This is a genomic window from Streptomyces sp. NBC_01176 (assembly GCF_045039825.1).
Classification (GTDB): domain Bacteria; phylum Actinomycetota; class Actinomycetes; order Streptomycetales; family Streptomycetaceae; genus Streptomyces.
Genome location: NZ_CP108601.1, coordinates 107,023 through 123,940, shown reverse-complemented (window position 1 = coordinate 123,940; position 16,918 = coordinate 107,023). Strand labels below are relative to the sequence as shown.

The 16,918-nt window shown below is 67.0% G+C and carries 12 protein-coding genes and 1 pseudogene; 11 read left to right on the top strand and 2 right to left on the bottom strand.

Going from position 1 to position 16,918, the window contains the following annotated elements:
• Positions 1–393: 393 nt before the first annotated feature.
• Positions 394–768 carry a DUF6193 family natural product biosynthesis protein gene (locus OG199_RS44135; RefSeq protein WP_331727907.1) on the bottom strand — a complete coding sequence of 125 codons (375 nt, stop codon included), beginning with the start codon at positions 766–768 and terminating at the stop codon, positions 394–396.
• Positions 769–1,062: 294 nt separating this feature from the next.
• On the opposite strand from OG199_RS44135, the gene OG199_RS44130 reads away from it, so the two are divergent.
• The 4 genes and pseudogenes from OG199_RS44130 (at position 1,063) to OG199_RS44115 (ending at position 4,835) form a co-directional block, all read left to right on the top strand.
• Positions 1,063–2,316, top strand: coding sequence for a ParA family protein (locus OG199_RS44130; RefSeq protein WP_331727904.1), 1,254 nt, complete (start codon positions 1,063–1,065; stop codon positions 2,314–2,316).
• Positions 2,313–3,419 (top strand): ParB/RepB/Spo0J family partition protein, encoded by a 1,107-nt coding sequence (locus tag OG199_RS44125; RefSeq protein WP_331727901.1) that lies wholly within the window; start codon positions 2,313–2,315, stop codon positions 3,417–3,419. The genes OG199_RS44130 and OG199_RS44125 overlap by 4 nt, the downstream gene beginning before the upstream one ends.
• Before the next feature lie 280 nt (positions 3,420–3,699).
• Positions 3,700–4,270 (top strand): annotated as a pseudogene (locus tag OG199_RS44120) (DUF2637 domain-containing protein); the annotation flags it as partial.
• A gap of 133 nt (positions 4,271–4,403) precedes the next feature.
• On the top strand, positions 4,404–4,835 hold the full coding sequence (locus tag OG199_RS44115) for a hypothetical protein (RefSeq protein WP_331727899.1): 432 nt from the start codon (positions 4,404–4,406) through the stop codon (positions 4,833–4,835).
• Between the two features lie 518 nt (positions 4,836–5,353).
• Here OG199_RS44115 and OG199_RS44110 read toward each other — a convergent pair.
• Positions 5,354–6,606, bottom strand: a protein-coding gene (locus OG199_RS44110) for an IS3 family transposase (RefSeq protein ID WP_405830692.1) whose coding sequence is annotated in 2 segments (ribosomal slippage) — positions 5,354–6,324 and positions 6,324–6,606 — 1,254 coding nt in all. Because the reading frame shifts where the segments join, the coding sequence is not laid out codon by codon here.
• Positions 6,607–7,763: 1,157 nt separating this feature from the next.
• Between OG199_RS44110 and OG199_RS44105 the strand changes: the two genes are divergently transcribed.
• The 7 genes from OG199_RS44105 (at position 7,764) to OG199_RS44075 (ending at position 16,918) form a co-directional block, all read left to right on the top strand.
• Positions 7,764–8,216: a MarR family transcriptional regulator gene (locus tag OG199_RS44105; protein WP_331727896.1), complete on the top strand. Its 453-nt coding sequence runs from the start codon at positions 7,764–7,766 to the stop codon at positions 8,214–8,216.
• Positions 8,213–8,524 carry a replication initiation protein, RepL2 gene (locus OG199_RS44100; RefSeq protein WP_331727893.1) on the top strand — a complete coding sequence of 104 codons (312 nt, stop codon included), beginning with the start codon at positions 8,213–8,215 and terminating at the stop codon, positions 8,522–8,524. The genes OG199_RS44105 and OG199_RS44100 overlap by 4 nt, the downstream gene beginning before the upstream one ends.
• A gap of 527 nt (positions 8,525–9,051) precedes the next feature.
• Positions 9,052–9,939: a DUF4231 domain-containing protein gene (locus OG199_RS44095; protein ID WP_331727890.1), complete on the top strand. Its 888-nt coding sequence runs from the start codon at positions 9,052–9,054 to the stop codon at positions 9,937–9,939.
• Positions 9,936–11,168 carry a toll/interleukin-1 receptor domain-containing protein gene (locus OG199_RS44090; RefSeq protein WP_331727886.1) on the top strand — a complete coding sequence of 411 codons (1,233 nt, stop codon included), beginning with the start codon at positions 9,936–9,938 and terminating at the stop codon, positions 11,166–11,168. Before OG199_RS44095 ends, OG199_RS44090 begins: the two co-directional genes overlap by 4 nt.
• 11 nt (positions 11,169–11,179) lie before the next feature.
• Positions 11,180–12,163, top strand: coding sequence for a MoxR family ATPase (locus OG199_RS44085; RefSeq protein ID WP_331727883.1), 984 nt, complete (start codon positions 11,180–11,182; stop codon positions 12,161–12,163).
• Positions 12,164–12,509: 346 nt separating this feature from the next.
• A complete protein-coding gene (locus OG199_RS44080) occupies positions 12,510–13,109 on the top strand; it encodes a hypothetical protein (protein ID WP_405834921.1) in 600 nt (199 codons plus the stop codon).
• Positions 13,106–16,918, top strand: a complete 3,813-nt coding sequence (locus OG199_RS44075) for a CHAT domain-containing tetratricopeptide repeat protein (protein ID WP_331727877.1) — start codon at positions 13,106–13,108, stop codon at positions 16,916–16,918. Before OG199_RS44080 ends, OG199_RS44075 begins: the two co-directional genes overlap by 4 nt.

Below are 16,918 nucleotides of genomic sequence, written 5' to 3'. Positions count from 1 at the left end.
GCGGTAGATGCTCTTGCGCTGACGAGATTTTGCGCCGCCGTCTCGTGGGCGGTCTGTATTGCGAAGTTGCAGCCGCTTCCAGAGCCTGTCCTGGGGGTTGGGCTTCGACGGGCGAAGGGCTGACGGGAGGCCTCAGCAAGTTGGCGCTTTGTATAGGCCTATAGCGGCTGCGCTCGAAGAGCTCGGTGGTTCCAAGCTAGCCGCGCTGGAGGCAGAGCAGCGCGCAGTCGTCGCACACCAGACTGCCGGTGCGTCATGCGCCGTGGCTATCGGTGGTGGGCTTCAGTGCGCAGTGGCTCTTTTACATTGCAGCACGGGTGGCTCGTCTCATCCAAGCCCCACCAGTCTCAGTGAAGTTATGCTGGCACGGCGGCTGCTGCTCTGCGGCTGATGTCAGTCGGTGTAGCTGTCCGCTGGGGGCCACGGCCCCTCGATGGCCGGCCCGCAGTCGTGTGGCAGGTGGGCCACCACCAACGCGGCCGCCTCTTTCGGTGTAAGTGACTCGCCCAGGACACGCGGCGACGCGCTCAGCGGTGCGTACACGATGCACGATTGCGCGTCGCCCACGATGAACGGCAGGTCGTTGCTCCACGGGAACTGCGTGTTGCGGTGGAAGGCGAGCGCCCCGTGGCTCGGAAATGGGAACAGGGCCCGCAGGCGGGGTTCCGCGTAGGCGGCCTCTATGACTGCGGGCTCTCCTCGTCGCGCCGTGGGATGCCCCTCCAACGTGAGCCGCCAGGTCTTCTCGACAAACGTCTCCTCAGCCATCCCGTGATCACGACGTCTGCGTTCGGGCAGGACAAGCCGCTCCACCCTGATGGTCGAACTTCCATGCGAGTCGCCAAACTTCGCTGAGCTAGGTCTACGGGTGGTGCGGCGGCGCTCTGCTCGGCCCTCAGGGTGCGGGTGGCCTATTACGTCGTAATAGCGGTGCGTCCTGTGGTGTCATGGGACTGGACATTACGGCGTAATGGGGGAGTGGCGCGCTGATCGGACTCTATATCTACGGTTAACTAACGTGTCGGTGACACCAAGGATCTTGAACGTTAGTAAGGTAGCTCCATGACTTCGCCAGCCACCCCGAGCGACCGTGAGAAGGTCGTCTCCAAGCTGCCGGGCTGGCTCCGGCAGAATCTGAAGATCAGAGCCGCCCAGCTGCACATCAAGATCCAGGATGCAGTGGAGCAGGGCATCAACGACTGGTGCACCCTGGCATCAGCAACAGCCGCCATCGACACCGGCGGTGCCGACTCCTTCGCCACTGACCTTCCGGCGGGACAGTGGGACGACTTCAAGCGCATCACCACAGACCGGCGCGTGTCCCTCATCCAAGGCCTCGCACAGTCTGTGCAGTTGTGGCTCGACTCCAACCCCGCTCCCCACATCGAACGGCCGTTGATCACGCGCCGCGTTGTGGTCTGCAACCAGAAGGGCGGTGTCGGCAAGACCGCCATCACCGCAGGCGCTGGGGAAGCCCTCGCCGAAGATCCAGCCCAGCTCTACCCAGTGCGCATCGCCAAGCAGCTTGCTGCGGCCATCGAAGGCTCGGACAGCGCGGTCGTCAGTGACAACCCGCTCGACACCGAAGACCTGCCCGGCCTCGGGCTGCGCGTCCTCCTGGTCGACTTCGATCCCCAGTGCCACCTCACCAACCAACTCGGCGCTACACCGCTGGCGATGGACGGGGACAGCCTCACCAACCACATGGCCGGATCCCCCAAGGGGGACCTGCGCGACCTGATCGTCTCCATCGAAGAGGAGTCCTTCAACGGTCGCCTGCACCTCCTCCCCGCCTGCAACGACGCCTTCCTTCTCGACGTGCGGCTCTCCGCCGTCCGCGCCCGCGAAGCCGCGCTGGAGCGCGCCCTGGAGCCCCTTGAAGGGGATTACGACGTAATCCTCGTCGACTGCCCGCCAAGCCTCGGTCTGAGCATGGACGCGGCCGCCTACTACGGGCGCCGCCGTGACGGCGAGAAGCCGGGCCAGTCTGGTGCGCTCATCGTCGTGCAGGCCGAAGACAGCTCGGCGGACGCCTACGAGCTGCTTACCAATCAGATCGACGATCTCCGCAACGACCTCAAGATTGAAATCGACTATCTCGGCATCGTCGTCAACCTCTACGACGGACGTCGCGGCTACATCGCCACCTCGTCCCTGCAGGGCTGGGTCGATATAAAGGACCCGCGGGTCGTCGGCCTCATCGGAGACCTCAAGGAACAGAAGGAGGCGGTCCGGGTGAAAAAGCCTCTCTTGTCCTACGCCCCCAAGTCACAGCAGGCCATCGGCATGCGCGCACTGGCCCGGGAGATCTCATGAGCAAGGCCGACCAGCTGGGCGCCGGCCGCTTCGCGGGCGCTCAGACCCGCGGCGTCAGCGCCCGCCGCCAGGCAGTGGCCGCCGCTACCGGTGTACCCACCGAGGGCATCGCCGATCCGACAGAGCTTCCAGTCCATCGCATCAGTCCGAACCCGGACAACCCCCGTACCAGCCTTGGCGACTTGAGCGACCTGGCAGGAAGCCTCAAGGACCACGGCCAGAAGCAAGCCATCACGGTTATGAACCGCGATGCCTACGTCAAGGCCAACCCAGATCGCGAAGGTGATCTGGAACCAGACACCACCCACGTCGTCATCGACGGCAGCAGCCGCTTGGCCGCCGCGCGCGATGCCGGTCTCAGTGCTGTCAAAGTCATGGTCAGCGATGACCAGGGCGGTACCGCAGACGAGCTTCTCGAGTCAGCTCTCGTCGCGAACATCCACCGCCAAGACCTTGAAGAACTCGACGAAGCGCGTGCTCTGGAACGGCTGCTCTCCATCCACGGAAGTCAAACAGCCCTCGCCAAGCGCCTCCACCGCTCTCAGGGATGGGTCTCACAGCGCCTGGCTCTTCTCAACCTGACGCCGGAACTTCAGGCACGCATCGGCCAGGAGCCCATCGACCTCCTCCGGGCGGTGGGCAACAAGCCTGCCGACCAGCAGCAGAACGTCCTGGAGGAGCTCAAGGAGCAGCGGGCCCGCAAGGAAGCCGAAAAGGAAGAACGCAAGGTACAGAAGGCAGAGAAGCGGGAGACAGTCTCACAGCCGCCCGAGGCCGTGCCCGTCTCAACCTCTACCCCGCCGACCACGGTGGTGGAGGCAGAGGACAACCCGCCGGCCGACGTCACCAGCCCTCTGCTCCACAGCGAGGCGCCGGCACCGAAGCCCGCAGAGACCGTCCCAGAGCCCCGTACGCAGCCTGCCTCCACAGCGGCTAAGAACACGGAGGCGCCCCCACGGACTCCGCCCAAACTCCCGTATGACGACGGCGTCTTTATCGCCCTCCACCTCATCGCCAAGATGAACGACATCGAGTTCACGAAGATGCTCCACATGCTCAATGACCACCAGGAGAAGAAGGTCGCCGCGCGCCGGACCGCCTGACGGACACAGGGATGGACGCCTCCCCGAAGCGATACCGGGCCTGTCACTGCCTTTGGGTCAGTGGCAGGCCCGGCGCGTCCTCCCAGCCTTCCGTCCTTCCGCTGGTGGTCAGAATGCCTGCCGCGCACAACAGAGTTGCGGCGGTCTGTGGATTGGGAACGGTGCGCGTGATCACTTTTGTCGACGATCGGCCAGAAGAAGCCTTCAGGCGGTACGAGTTCGCCCGGACCGTGGCAGTGTGAAATCCGTCGTGGTGTGAGGTACCGGTAGGGGGTCGGACGTGGTTGCTGAGAGGGGAGCGATACCCCAACTGACTCGAGCACACCGGATCCTGATCGGTGTGGTCGTCGCCGGTGCGCTCGTCATCGCGGGTATCGGCTTCGCGGGTTCGTACGCGGCGGTGCGCGAGCTGGCCCTCAAGAAGGGCTTCGGGAACTTCGCGTACGTCTTCCCGATCGGCATCGACGCGGGCATCTGCGTCCTGCTGGCACTGGACCTCCTCCTCACCTGGATCAGGATCCCCTTCCCGCTGCTGCGCCAGACGGCGTGGCTGCTGACGGTCGCGACGATCGCGTTCAACGGCGCGGCGGCCTGGCCGGACCCGCTGGGCGTCGGCATGCACGCCGTGATCCCGGTCCTGTTCGTGGTCTCCGTCGAGGCGGCCCGGCACGGACCCGCTGGGCGTCGGCATGCACGCCGTGATCCCGGTCCTGTTCGTGGTCTCCGTCGAGGCGGCCCGGCACGCGATCGGCCGGATCGCGGACATCACCGCCGACAAGCACATGGAGGGCGTCCACCTCACCCGCTGGATGCTCTCCCCGCTCCCCACCTTCCTCCTGTGGCGCCGGATGACAGTGGGGCCTGTGGCTCCGTGACCGGTATGGCATTTCTACCGGCGCGGGCGAGCCACTGTCCGGAGAGCAACTGCAGCCCCTTCTCCAGGTCCTGCGGGTCCGCTACGCGACAGCCGATTCCGAAAGCCGGGTGGGGGAGGAGGAGCCGGCTGACCAGTCCTGGTACGACTACTTCCACAGTGCGTGGCAGGAGTACAAGCAGCAGCATGGAATCTTCCCCGATGCTGCTGCTCTCGCGGTGTACCTGTATGAGCGGGACGCCATCACCGGTGACGGGAGTCAGCCCATCACAGGATCGGACTTGGCGGGCTTCGTCGCGAGTTTCGAGGAGCGCAAAGTCGGAGATCTGAAACTCCACGCTGACGAGTCGGCGGGTACCGTGAGCACCGTTTCTATGGACGAGCGTACAGATGAGGGTGATGTGCTGGCCGCAGCGGAACCGCAGAGACCTTGTGTGGACGCGTCTCTCGATGAGCAGCAGTCTGGTGCTGAGCGTGGCGGCCTCACTGCTCCACCGGTACTACCTCGCGTGGATGGAGTATCAGGAGCAGACGGGGAGTGAGCCCAGCGATGAGCAACTGTCTGCCTTCTGCGCGGAGAAGGGGCTGCTCGGTCGTGGTCGTCGGCCGATCAGCCCGGGCAACTTGCGTCGGCATTTTCTGCGCTGGCGCGTGTACAACGCGTGGGCCGAGCAACGGGCGCACACTGAGACACCTGTGTACTCGGATGTGGCACAGGTATGCGCGGACTGGGGCATCACGGCCCAGTACAGCAGGCTGCCGTTTCCCCGGGTACGCGGACGGCGCGCTGGTCACTTCTTCCTACGTTGCCGAGGAGTCCGAGGACTTCGAGCGGCGCTGGCGCATTCTGTCCCGTCTGCAGGCCGACGTGCAGCCGTAGCCTCTCGACGCCCTGCGTTCATCGACACGGCTGCGCAACCATCGCCGGAAGAGGGATGTGTCTTAACCCTTGTTGGCGTGGAGCTTGCCCGGTCTGCGTCGCCGTTGTTCGAGGCGGCTGCGAATCGGCGGGTTGCCCTCGACCCGGGGGATGTGAACCGTTCCGGGTTTGATCGAGACTCTAGATCTTGACTGTGACCTGGTGTTTTGCGGTCTTGCTGTAGTAGTTGGTTTCGTATTCGACGGGTGGGATGTGCCCGATCTCACCGTGGAGTCGGCGGTGGCAGTACCAGTCGACCCACTCGGCGGTGTCCAGTTCGACCTCGGAGAGAGTCTTCCAGGGGCGGCGGGGCTTGATCAGCTCGGTCTTGAACAGGCCGATCGTGGACTCCATCAGGGAGTTGTCGTAGGCGTCACCGACCGACCCGATCGACGCGGCGATGCCCGCCCGGTCGAGGTGCTCGGCGAGCGCGAACGACGTGTACTGCGACCCGGCATCGCTGTGATGTATCAACTCGCCTTTCCTGTGCGGGTGTTGGTCTCGGTCGCGTTGCCACAGGGCCATCTCGAGGGCGTCCAGGACGAGGCGGGTCTCCTTTGATGTGGCCGCTGACCAGCCGACGATGCGGCGGGAGAAGGTGTCCACGACGAAGGCGACGTAGACGACTCCGGACCAGGTGCTGACGTAGGTGAAGTCGGCGACCCAGCAGCGGTTCGGCGCCGACGCGACGAACTTGCGGTCCAGCAGGTCCGGTGCCCGCTCGACGGCAGTGTCAGGGCTCGTGGTGATGACCTTTTTTCCGCGGATGGCGCCGGCGATACCGAGTTCCCGCATCAGGCGTTCGACGGTGCACCGGGCCACGACGTGGCCTTGGCGGTGCAGCTCACGCCAGACCTTCCTGGCGCCGTAGACACGGAAGTTGGCCGCGTGGATCTCGGTGATCAGCATCTTGAGGGCGGTATCCCGCACCTGCCTGGCCGAGGGCGCGGCCGCGCGTTTCTTCGCCGCGTAGTACGTGGAAGGGGCGATCTTGCAGTCGTGCTCGGTGAGCACGCGGCAGATCGGCTCGACACCGCCGAAGCGGGCCCGGTGCTCGTCGATGAACGCTACGAGCGTGTGTGTGGCCGGTCGAGCTCGGCCGCGAAGAAAGACGCCGCGGCCTTCAAGATGTCGTTGGCTCGCTTCAGCTCGGCGATCTCTTTCTTCATCGCTTTGATCTGCGCGGATTCCTCTGTGGTCGTCCCTGGACGCTGTCCGGAGTCGATCTCGTCCCGCTTCACCCAGTTCCGCAGTGTCTCGGCCGAGCCGATGCCGAGTTTCTGGGCGACCGCCCTCAGCGCGGCCGACTCGTTCGGGTAGTCACCGCGGACCTCGGCGACCATACGGACCGCTCGTTTGCGCAGCTCAAGGGGATAGGAGGAAGGGCGTGCCATGACTCAATCCTTTCACGGAATCGAGTCTCCACTGAACCCGGAACGGTTCAATGAGTGCCTGGCTGTCGTGCAGATTCGCCCTGGAGATTGCGACAGGCAGTGGCAGACCGGATCAGGTGAAGACTCGGCTGGCCGTCCTGTCATCCGTCGGCCGGTCCCGTTCCCAGATGGCCAAGTCATAACTCATGGCCGGAGGGTTTTGCACCGGAAATGACAAGAGAGCGTCGGCGGCTGAGAGGTACCCAAGGAACTGTTGTCCGAGCCTGCTCAAGCAGGTCGCAGAGATCTCCTCCAGGCCGGTGCCCAACCATCAGGTTACTGCCCCCTCCGATTGTCGGGGTGGGGCAGGCAGTTGCGGGACTACTAGTGAGCGATGCATCCGGCGAGGGCTTGGCAGCGTGGTACCAGGGGCCTTCGCCGGCCCCTGGACCCCGCTGCCCCGTTACTTCCTGGCGCGAGACCGTTTCGTGGTGGTCCTGGTTGTACGCGCCAGGAAGCAACGGGGTTCTGTGTCAAGCCGCGGCCCGTTAGGAGCGCACCTCCACGACCAGGTAGGCAGGTCGACTGCACATGAGAGCAGGGCCCGCGTGTGATACCTGACGTTCGTAGTGGCGGTGGATTCCCATCGGTACGTCCAGGTGACCATGGAGAGCGCCGCAGCTGGCGCAGTTACAAGTGACTACTGAAGCTGCGCCTGTGGTGGCAGCTCAGCCTTAGGTAAGAGAGTCCGCCGAGTATATGGCCTCTGACCTGGAGAAATGATGCTGTGCGCCAAGATTCCTGGAACTGGCATGCAGATCCCTCGGCCAGGCAGACCGGCCACAAGGTCTGAGTACCAAGTTCTGCTGGTCGTTGTGTTCAGTCTGAGGAACCTGCCAAGGAGTTTCAGAGAACTGGAACAACGACTATGGGATCGCACACCACGACTGTAGGAACGGGGTAGCACGACCCTACAGACGCACCAGATTGACGTGAAGTACATGACTTTCGAAGAGAGCTGCACCTGACAGGAGGCAAAGACCTGAGGGGGCGACATCAATCGACACGGCCGTCAGGCGGGGTTGATTGACTTCCTGCTCATGTACGTTATGTTCATCTGGTCGGCCTCACGGCCGTTCATATGAACGAGTGGTCAACGCCCAAGCACGGAGGGTCCGTTGGGAGCAGCACGTAGACTGGTTGACGCTGATACAGGCGAGCCGGTCCCCTACGCGCCGTACGCCTTCTCTGGGCGGCACACTCAGGTTGACAAGGCGCGCGTCGAGGCGATCACTGAGTCCAAGGCGTTCACGCCGAGCCAGAAGTTCCTCGTCCTGTGGTGGATCGGTGTCTCACCGGAAGGTCTGGAGCCGCTCAGGGCTACCGGGGCGGACATCGCGAAGCGCGTGGGGATGTCCTCTGACGCGGTCGGGAAGATCAACCGGAAGCTGACCAAGCACCGCATTCTGATCGTACGAGGAAAGATCGGCAACTACAGCTTCTACCGGATCAGCCCGTACATTGCCTTCCACGGAACAGGGCTGGAGCAGCGCGAAGCGGTGAAGACGTGCAACCCGCCGGACATCCCCGGTTTCAACGTAAACGCCCCTGCCAAGTGGGAGGCCCAGTGATGATCGACGATAAGCAGAAGAACCTGGATCTGCTTGAGAAGACAGCTGGCATGACAGCCAACCAACGTCTCGTCGTCATGCTGTACGCGTTGCATCCGACCGACCGGTCCGGTGCCGTTCTGGAGACAGCAGCCACGCTGGCCAACCTCGTGGGCATGGCGCCCTCGGTCTTCTCCCGCACCCGGAAGCAGGTCATCGAAGCTGGGTGGCTTGAGCAAACGGAGAGCATCGGACATATCAAGTATTTCCGGATCGATCCGAAGAGGATGGGCGAAAACGTCGTCATCCCGCTTCGACGCGCAACCTGACCGTCCTAGGGACCGCACCTTATTGACGTCACGTACATGAGGTGCGGTCCCTAAAACGTCTTCTGTGTCGTCCAAGCAATAACCACCGTCGGCGCAGCCTTGCGGACACGGTGAAGGCATCCCCCTTTGGCCGTGGGGGCGCGGACTGCCTTGAGTGCTCAGGACTCGGTCGTCCGCGACGGCGAATCCGGTTCCAGAGGCCATGCCGCTGGCAGATAGAAGATCAGGCAACGCGCAGCGGTCGCCAGCAGTACGGGCTCATGTGGCTGTGTTACGCCGTCCGTACGACCTTCCGGCACGGGCTTGACTTGCTGGCGCCGCGCATTCTGCCCATCGCCTGCCAGCTGGCCAGAGTGCCGCAGGTCGGCCGGGGATCAGCGTCACTACGACCAATTGGGTGGCTGCCACGGTTCGGATCACCGCCTCGAGCGGGCCGCCCCACCGGGTGCGGGCCGCTCGCCCTGCCGGTCCGCCCGAATCTCTGTAAACGACCCCGAAAGCAACATCGGATATCTGACAATCGGCAGATGAGTTCCGAGGCGGTCGAGGATGTCTGGCAGCGGCAGTCGGTTTGGTCGCAATCGGCCGGCCAGGCGAAGAAGGCGGTGAACCGCTCGTTCACCCTGGTCCTCGGACTGGTCGTCCTCGCCGCCGTACTGGGCGCGTCCTCGGCGCAGGCCCAGTCCGGCCACCCGGGTCCGGCCCGCTGGCTGGCCGTGACGGCCGCAGTGGCGGTAGCGGTTACCCCGCTGGCCCGACGGGGCTCGGCCGCGGACGCCGTCATGGCGTGGGTGCGGATACGCGCGGTGTCCGAGGCGCTCAAGGCGGATGTGTACCTGTTCCTGGCTAGTGCGGGCCCGTTCACCGGACCCGACCGCGCGGCCCTGCTACGGGACCGCGCGGACGAACTTCTCGAGGCGGCGCGGGACTTGTCGGACCGCACGCTGGCCTTCCCGCCGCGCACCCGGCCCCTGCCCGCGGTCACCGGCCCGGAGTCCTACTTCACCGAGCGGGTGGACCGGCAGGTCCGCGAGTACTACAGGCCTGGAGCCGTCAAGGCGTCCCGGCGCCTCGACCGGACGCGCCGGGCGGAGCTGCTCCTGGGCCTAGGCGCGGCGGTCCTCGCGGGAGTCGGTGCCTCCGGCGTGGCGGCCGCGACGGTATGGGTCGGCGTTCTCACCACGGTGGCTGCGGCTGTGACCGCTCATCTGGCCTCCACCCGCCTTGAGTTCCTGCACCTGGAGTACTCCCGCGTCGCCAGCGAGCTCGCACGCCTGAGCGCTCGGGCCAACGACCCCGGAGCCGACCTCCCCGATCTGATCGGCCGCTGCGAGCAGGTCATCGCCACGCAGAACTCGACCTGGGTCGCCAAATGGACGGCCGACGATGCCCCGCAGGAAACGGCCGCCTCTTGAAGGTTTTCATCAGCCATAGCTCCAAGGGCGACCGCAAGGCCACGAGACTGTGCAGCCTGCTCTCGGCCCAGCTGCGGGAATGCGGCCACGAGGTCCTGATCGACCGGGACGGACTCAAGCCTGGAGCCGAGTGGCGTACGGAGCTCTACAGATGGCTCGCCACCTGCGACGCTGCCGTTCTGGTGCTCTCGGCGAAGGCGCTGGCCTCGCGCTGGGTGCAGCGGGAGATTGACATCCTGATGTGGCGCAGGGGACTGGGATGCCATCTCGAAGTGGTGCCCGTCCTCACGGAAGGTTTGAAGACGGCTGCGACCGACGCGGCGGGACTGACGGACCTGAAGACTCTCGAAATGGTCAGGGGATCCACCAGGACGAGCGCGCGGCAGATGGCCGACCAAGTCATAGAACGGTTCCCCGACGTGTCGTCGAGCGACCGCCGTGAAGACCCGATGACCGCATGGCTGGGACGGATCAGCTGGCATCTCGTCGAGATCCGGTCCGCCGAGGTGATGCGGAATGCGGCCACGGCCCTCGGCATGCGCGAGGAGGACGCCGCGCAGGCGGCGCTGCCAGCCGGTGGCGGAGCCTTCATGGCCAGCCATCTGCTGGACTCCGAGCTGTCTGGGCGCCTGTGCCCAGCGGTCGGCGTCCTCTCGGACGCCCTATCCAGGGATCGCCTTGAGCGGCTGGTCAAGGACGTGCGGCCGGCCTGGGTCGAGGTCGCGACAGCCCGGGAGCTGCTGCCCAGGTCCGGGACTACCCGCCGGACATTGCTGCTGAACGCCGAGTGGCCGGAGACCGCCGAGGACTACATCCACCGGGCGACCTGCCGTCCGACGTACGGAGCCATGGATGAACGCCTCGGAGCCATCCCCCTAGACGAGTCGGCCTCCGCCCTCCCCGAGGCTATGACGGAGAAGCTACTCGAGCTCTACGGCTGCCCACCGTCGACCTCGCTGTCCCGGATCAGGCCCGACGGCCTGCTCTACTACCTGATCTTCGACGTCCACCAGCTGACGCTCACCACCGCACTGCGCTGTCTCGAGACCGCGCACGACCTCCTCCCCGATCTCATCGTCGTCGTCCTGACCGGGCCGCGCTTGCCAGACGTGGTTCCTCCGAGCAGAGACGACCTGCACGCCCTGCCGGCGCTGGCCGAGGATGTCGAATTCGAGGCCTACCGTAACCGCCAACACCTCGCCAAGATCGTGAAGAGAGCAACCGGATGAGAGAAGCCCCTATGCCCGAGGCCCCCTCCTTCGCCGCTCCGGCCGCAGCCGATCCACGCGACGGTGAGGTCTACGTGACCTCACCCGAACTCGACCTCGCTGTCGACGTCGCACTGGCCACCGGGCGCCCCCTGCTGCTGCGCGGCCACCCCGGATCGGGCAAGTCGTCGCTGGCACCGTACCTCGCGCGGATCCGGAACTGGCGCTACTACGAGCACGTCGTCACCTCGCGGACCCAGACCACCGACCTGCTGTGGTCGTTCGATGCCGTCCGCCGTCTGGCGGATGCGCAAATGCTCGGTAAGGGAGCCGGACTCGACGACCATCGCTATGTCGTGCCCGGCGTCCTGTGGTGGGCGTTCGCCCCGGAGTCAGCGGCCCGCAGAGGCCGCGAAGTGCCGTTGCCTGAAGAGTTCCGTTCGGCGGAGGTGCCGCTGGAGAAGATCAACCGCTCCCGCTCCGCCGACCACAGCGTGGTCCTCATCGACGAGATCGACAAAGCCGATCCGGACGTTCCTAACGGCCTTCTGATTCCGCTCGGATCTAGTGAGTTCACCGTCACCGAGACCGGCACCCTCGTCAAGGCAGAGGGAAGCACAAGCACCCCGAGCCCGCGACGACTGATCGTGATCACCACCAACGAGGAACGGGAACTGCCCCAGGCGTTCCTGCGGCGTTGCGTGGTGGCCCATCTACCCGATCCCTCCGACGAAGATCTCCTGGCCATCGTCCGCGCTCATCTGACGCATGCCGAGCGCCCGTTCGGAGCCGTGGAGGAACGTCTGGCCAGGCTCCTTGCCGACGAACTGATTGCAGCCCGAGAGGAGGCCGCCCTCGGCGCCGGGCGGGCGCCCAGCACCGCCGAGTTCCTCGACGCATATCGCGCGTGCCTCGAACTCAGGATCGTTCCCGGCGAGGACGACCGGTGGAAATTGGTGCGCAGGCTCGCCCTGGTGAAACCCCAGCGACTCGAGAACGACGTCCATGAGGGGTGACATCTGGATCGGCGACATGCTCCGGGCGCTGCGCGCGGCCGACGCGGACACAGACCCCGCCGCCATCGCCCGGCTGCTCGGCCTCCGGCTGAGTCGGGATGGCGCCCCCGCGGCGCCAGACGAACCTAGGCCGGCAGCCCGTGACGACGGCCCCGGCGACCTCGCGGTGACGGGACCGGCCCACCGCCGCCCCACAGGACCGCTCCGCGACCGCAGCACACCACCAGCGGTGCTGCCTTCCACCGAGGTCCCCCTACTGCGACCCGTGGGCGCAGTGCACAGTCGGCGTGCGACCCTGGAAGGAGAGAGCCTGCCCCGCGTCGAACCCGCGCACACCCGGGCTGCCGTGCCACTGCCCCCTCTGTTCGCCCCCAGATCGGAGGCGGCGATCCTCCAGGGGGCGATGAGCCGCCGCGAACATATCGGCGAGATCGACGTCGCACCGCTGATCCGGGCGCTGTCGTACGGCGAGCCCGTCGCACGGATACCCCGACGGTCCGCCCTCACCCTGCGGCACGGCGTCGAGATCCTGGTGGACCTCGGGCCCGGCATGGTGGCCTTCCGCCGTGACCAGGAGGCTCTCATGCGGCGGATGACCGAGGTGATCGGCCGGGAATCGGTACGGTTCCGCTACTTCGCCTCGACCCCCGCACGCGGGGTCGGGCCCGACGGCCGGTGGAGCTGGCGGCCTTACTCCGGCCCCGAACGTGGTGCCACCGTGGTGCTGCTGTCCGATCTGGGCCTGGGCATTCGGCCCGGCGAACGCCGGGACCGGTCGGAGCACTGGACCCATCTGGCCGCGAAGGTGACACAGGCACAGGGCGAACTGGTGGCCTTCCTGCCGTTCCCACCAGACCGCCGCCCCGCGTGGTCGCGGTCTGCCCCGATCCGCATCCTCACCTGGGATCGTGTCACCACTGTCGCCGACGCACGCAGGCGCCCATGAGGGACGCCGAGCTGCTCGTTGACCCTTCGCCGGACGCGGTCCGCCTGGCGACCGTTTTGAGTGTTGCGACCCGGATCGAGCCCGGACTGCTGAGGGCCGCCCGACTACGGCTGTTCCCGCGCATGGACGTCGGGGCCGAGGCCGACCTCTGGGCGAGCGACTGGGTCGCCCACCGAGGACCGGGCTATCTCGTCCTGCGCCCGGAGATCCTGCCCAGGCTCCGTGCCGCCCTGCGAGACCTGCTCGGCACTGCACGGTCCCAGGGACGGCCCCTGCCCATCTGGGACATCGTGTCGGCTGCGCACGTCGACATGTCACCGACCCTGTTCCTGGAGGAGCGGCTGACCTGGCTCGCGGTCAGCGGCGAGGGCGACCGCGCCGAACTCGGCCGGGAACTGGGCAAAGCACTGCGCGCCCTGGTCGTTGAGGAGCGCACGGGGATCGCCGAGTGGGCCGTCGGAGCCTGGAGACGGCTGCCGCCCGAGGTACTGGCGACGACTGCTGCCTGGCAGCTGGCCAGTGTGGCCGCCCAGCATGTGCCCCTGCGGCCGGTGCCAAACTCGGCGTCCGACATCACCGTTGCCGACGCCGAGGCGATCAGCGTGGCACTCACCCGCGACGCCGAAGTACAGGTGCTCTGGCAGGGCGGTCAGCTGTACCTCGGCGCGCCGCACGGCCCCGGAGTGATGGCGATCCGCGTGCCCGACACCGAGCCGAGGGTCGTCGAGGTCGAGTACGGCGTGGACCGGCGGCAGCAGGTGCGGCTGTACAACGGTGAGATCGTCAGCGTCGAGGTGGGCTCCGGGCCAGTCAGGATCCGCACGAGCCGAGGCGATCTGTACGCTCCCGAGCAGGGCGCGGCGGACGAACCGGTCCCCGGAGCACGGCCGCACCCGGCGACCGGCAACTTCCCCTACATCGACCCCCGGCTGCGGTCCGGGGACCAGGGCGACCTCGACGACCTGGTGACAAGCCTCCAGGGCGGTTCCGCCGCGGAACTGGCCGACGCGCTCCTGCACAGGTACGAGTTGAGCGGTGACATCTCCTCTCTGGATGAGGCGATCCTTCTGCTGAGGAATGTCCTTGCGACCGACCCGGCAGACGCTTCCACCCTGCGGTTGCTGCTCGTCGGCGCGCTCGTCCGCAGGTTCCACCACGTCGGCGACCAGGGTGTCCTGGACGACGCGATCGGCCTCGCACGTCAGGCACTGTCGCTGCTGGCGCCGGATTCCCCCGAGCTGAGCGCGCACCTAACCAACCTTGCGGTTGCCCTCGACGCGCGGTACGAGGTCGCTGGTGATCCCGCCGTCCTGGACGAGGCGATCTCGGCGCTGGGCCGCGCGATCGACCTGATGCCCACTCATCATCCAGACTCCGCCCGCGTGATCGCCAATCTGGCGGCCCTGGTGGAAACCCGGGCCCGCCTGTCGGGCAGCCATCAGGACCTCGACGATACGATCCGACTTCTGGAGACCGCCATCTCGATCAGCGGGGACGAAGGGCCGTGGCTGGCCAGCGTGTTGTCCGGCCTGGGCCAGGCGCTGTGCACCCGCTTTCGTCTCCTGGGCCGAAGAGACGACCTCGACCGGGCGGTGCCCCTGCACCGGCGAGCCGCCGCGCTGGCCGGCACCGGGCCCATGTCCGGCCTGCTCGTCGGCGGACTGGCCGAGGCCCTGCGCCTGCGCCATCTGGTGTCCGGGGCGCTTTCCGATTTGAGGGAAGCGGTCACGATCGCTCGTGACGCACTCCAGCGCTCGCCGACGGGATCGGACGAACACACCGTTGTCACCATCCGGCTCGCGGGCGCCCTCCAGTCCCTCTTCGAGACGACCGGCGATCGCGGCGGCCTGGACGAGGCGATCCACCGGCTGCGCCATGCCGTGGGCGGACTCCCCGAACCGGCCCGGCGGTCACAGGTGCTCTCCGCGCTCGCTGCCGCTCTCCTCCAGCGGCACCAGGTCACCGCCGCCCCGGACGACCTCGACGAGGCGGTGGATCTGGGCTTCGGGACCGTCGCCCTGCTCACGCCGGGGAATCCGGCTCTTGCGAGGACGGCGGCGAACCTGGCGGCGGCGCTTATCGCCCGCTACCGGCTCGCGGCCGACCCCGCCGACCTGGACGCGGCCGGGGACCTTGCCGACCGGGCGGTCGCGGCGTCCCGGCGCGAGGCCGAAGTGCTGGCGGTGGCGGCGACGACGTACGCCGTCCGCCACGAGTCATCTGGCAGGACTGGGGACTTCGACCGAGCGCTGGCGCTGTGGGGCCACATCGTGGACGACACGGCAGCCCCCCTGATCTCACGTCTCGACGCCGCCGAGGCCGCTTGCGGTCTCGCGGTCCACCGCGCCAGATGGGAAGAGGCACTGGACTTCGCGGCACGGTGCCTCGCGCTGCTGGCGGTTGACCTGCCCGCCCGCGGCCACCTGTCCATCGGCCCAGATCACCTTGAACGCTACGCGGAGGTGGCCTACGACGGGGCTGCCTGCGCACTCATGCTCGGTCTGGCGGAGCGGGCGGTCGAACTCCTCGAACAGGCGCGGTCCTCGCAGTGGTCGCGGCTCCTGGACCTCAGGACCGATCTGTCGCGGCTGCAACAGGCCGCCCCCGAACTGGCGGAGCGGCTCGTCCTGATCAGGGCGCGGTTGGACTCCCCGACCGGTCAGGACGACGACTGGCCCTCCGACACCGGGCACGAACTGTCCCGCGAGTGGGAGCGGACGATCGCGGCCGCCCGGGCGATTCCCGGATTCTCCTCATTCCAGGCGCCGTGGTCCTTCGCCGATCTGACCGCGGCGTCGGCGGGCGGTCCAGTCGTGATCGTCAATGTCAGCAGGGTCCGTAGCGACGCCCTGATCATCGAGCACCAGCGCGTGCAGGTGGTGCCGCTGCCAGCCGCCGACCCTGCGACGACCGGAGCGCTGGCCGCCAAGTACGCCAGGGCCCGGGACCTGGCTGATGACAACCCCCATCGTCTCCTCTTGTCCTCCACCAACGACCTCCTAGCCCACCTCTGGCATTCGATCGTCGGTCCCGTCCTGAACCACGTCCGGAGACCCAAGGTCCCCACCCGACTGTGGTGGTGTCCCACCAGGATCCTCGCGGGACTGCCGCTGCACGCCGCGCGCGGCGCGGACGGCGACGCCCTCGACCTGATCTGCTCGTCCTACACCCCGAGCCTGCGCGTCCTGGTCGAAGCGCGGGCGCGAGCGGCTGGCGGGGGTATGGGACCCTCCTCTCACGAGCGGACGCTGGTCGTCGCCGATCCGCAGCCCGGTCCCGTCCCATTGGCGCCACTGCCCGCCGCCCGGGAGGAAGCCGCCATGGTCCGGCAGAGCACGGGGGACGGCACACTGCTGACCGGGCGTGAGGCGACGCGCGGCACGGTGCTCGCCCTCCTGGCCGAGCACCGCGGGTTGCACTTCTCTGGGCACGGTTTGGCCGATCCGTCCCGGCCCGCCGACGGCGGGCTCGCCCTGGCCGACGGGCTGCTTACCGTATCCGAACTGGCGCAGCTGCGACGGCGGCCCGCGGGCCTGGCATTCCTGTCGGCTTGCTTCAGCGGCTCCTCGGGATTTGCGAGTCGCGACGAGGCGTGGTCACCTGCTGTCGCCTTGCACATCGCTGGCTTCCGCGACGCAATCGGCGTCGCCGACATCGTCACGGATGTTCACGCCGCTCGACTCGCAGAGCGCTTCTACCGTGAGCTCGCCACCGGAGTGCACCCGGCCCAGGCGCTCAACCGGGCCCTGCGTTTGTGCGACGAGCGGGAGCTCCCACTCGTTGTCGGCTTCTTCCACATAGGACCGTGA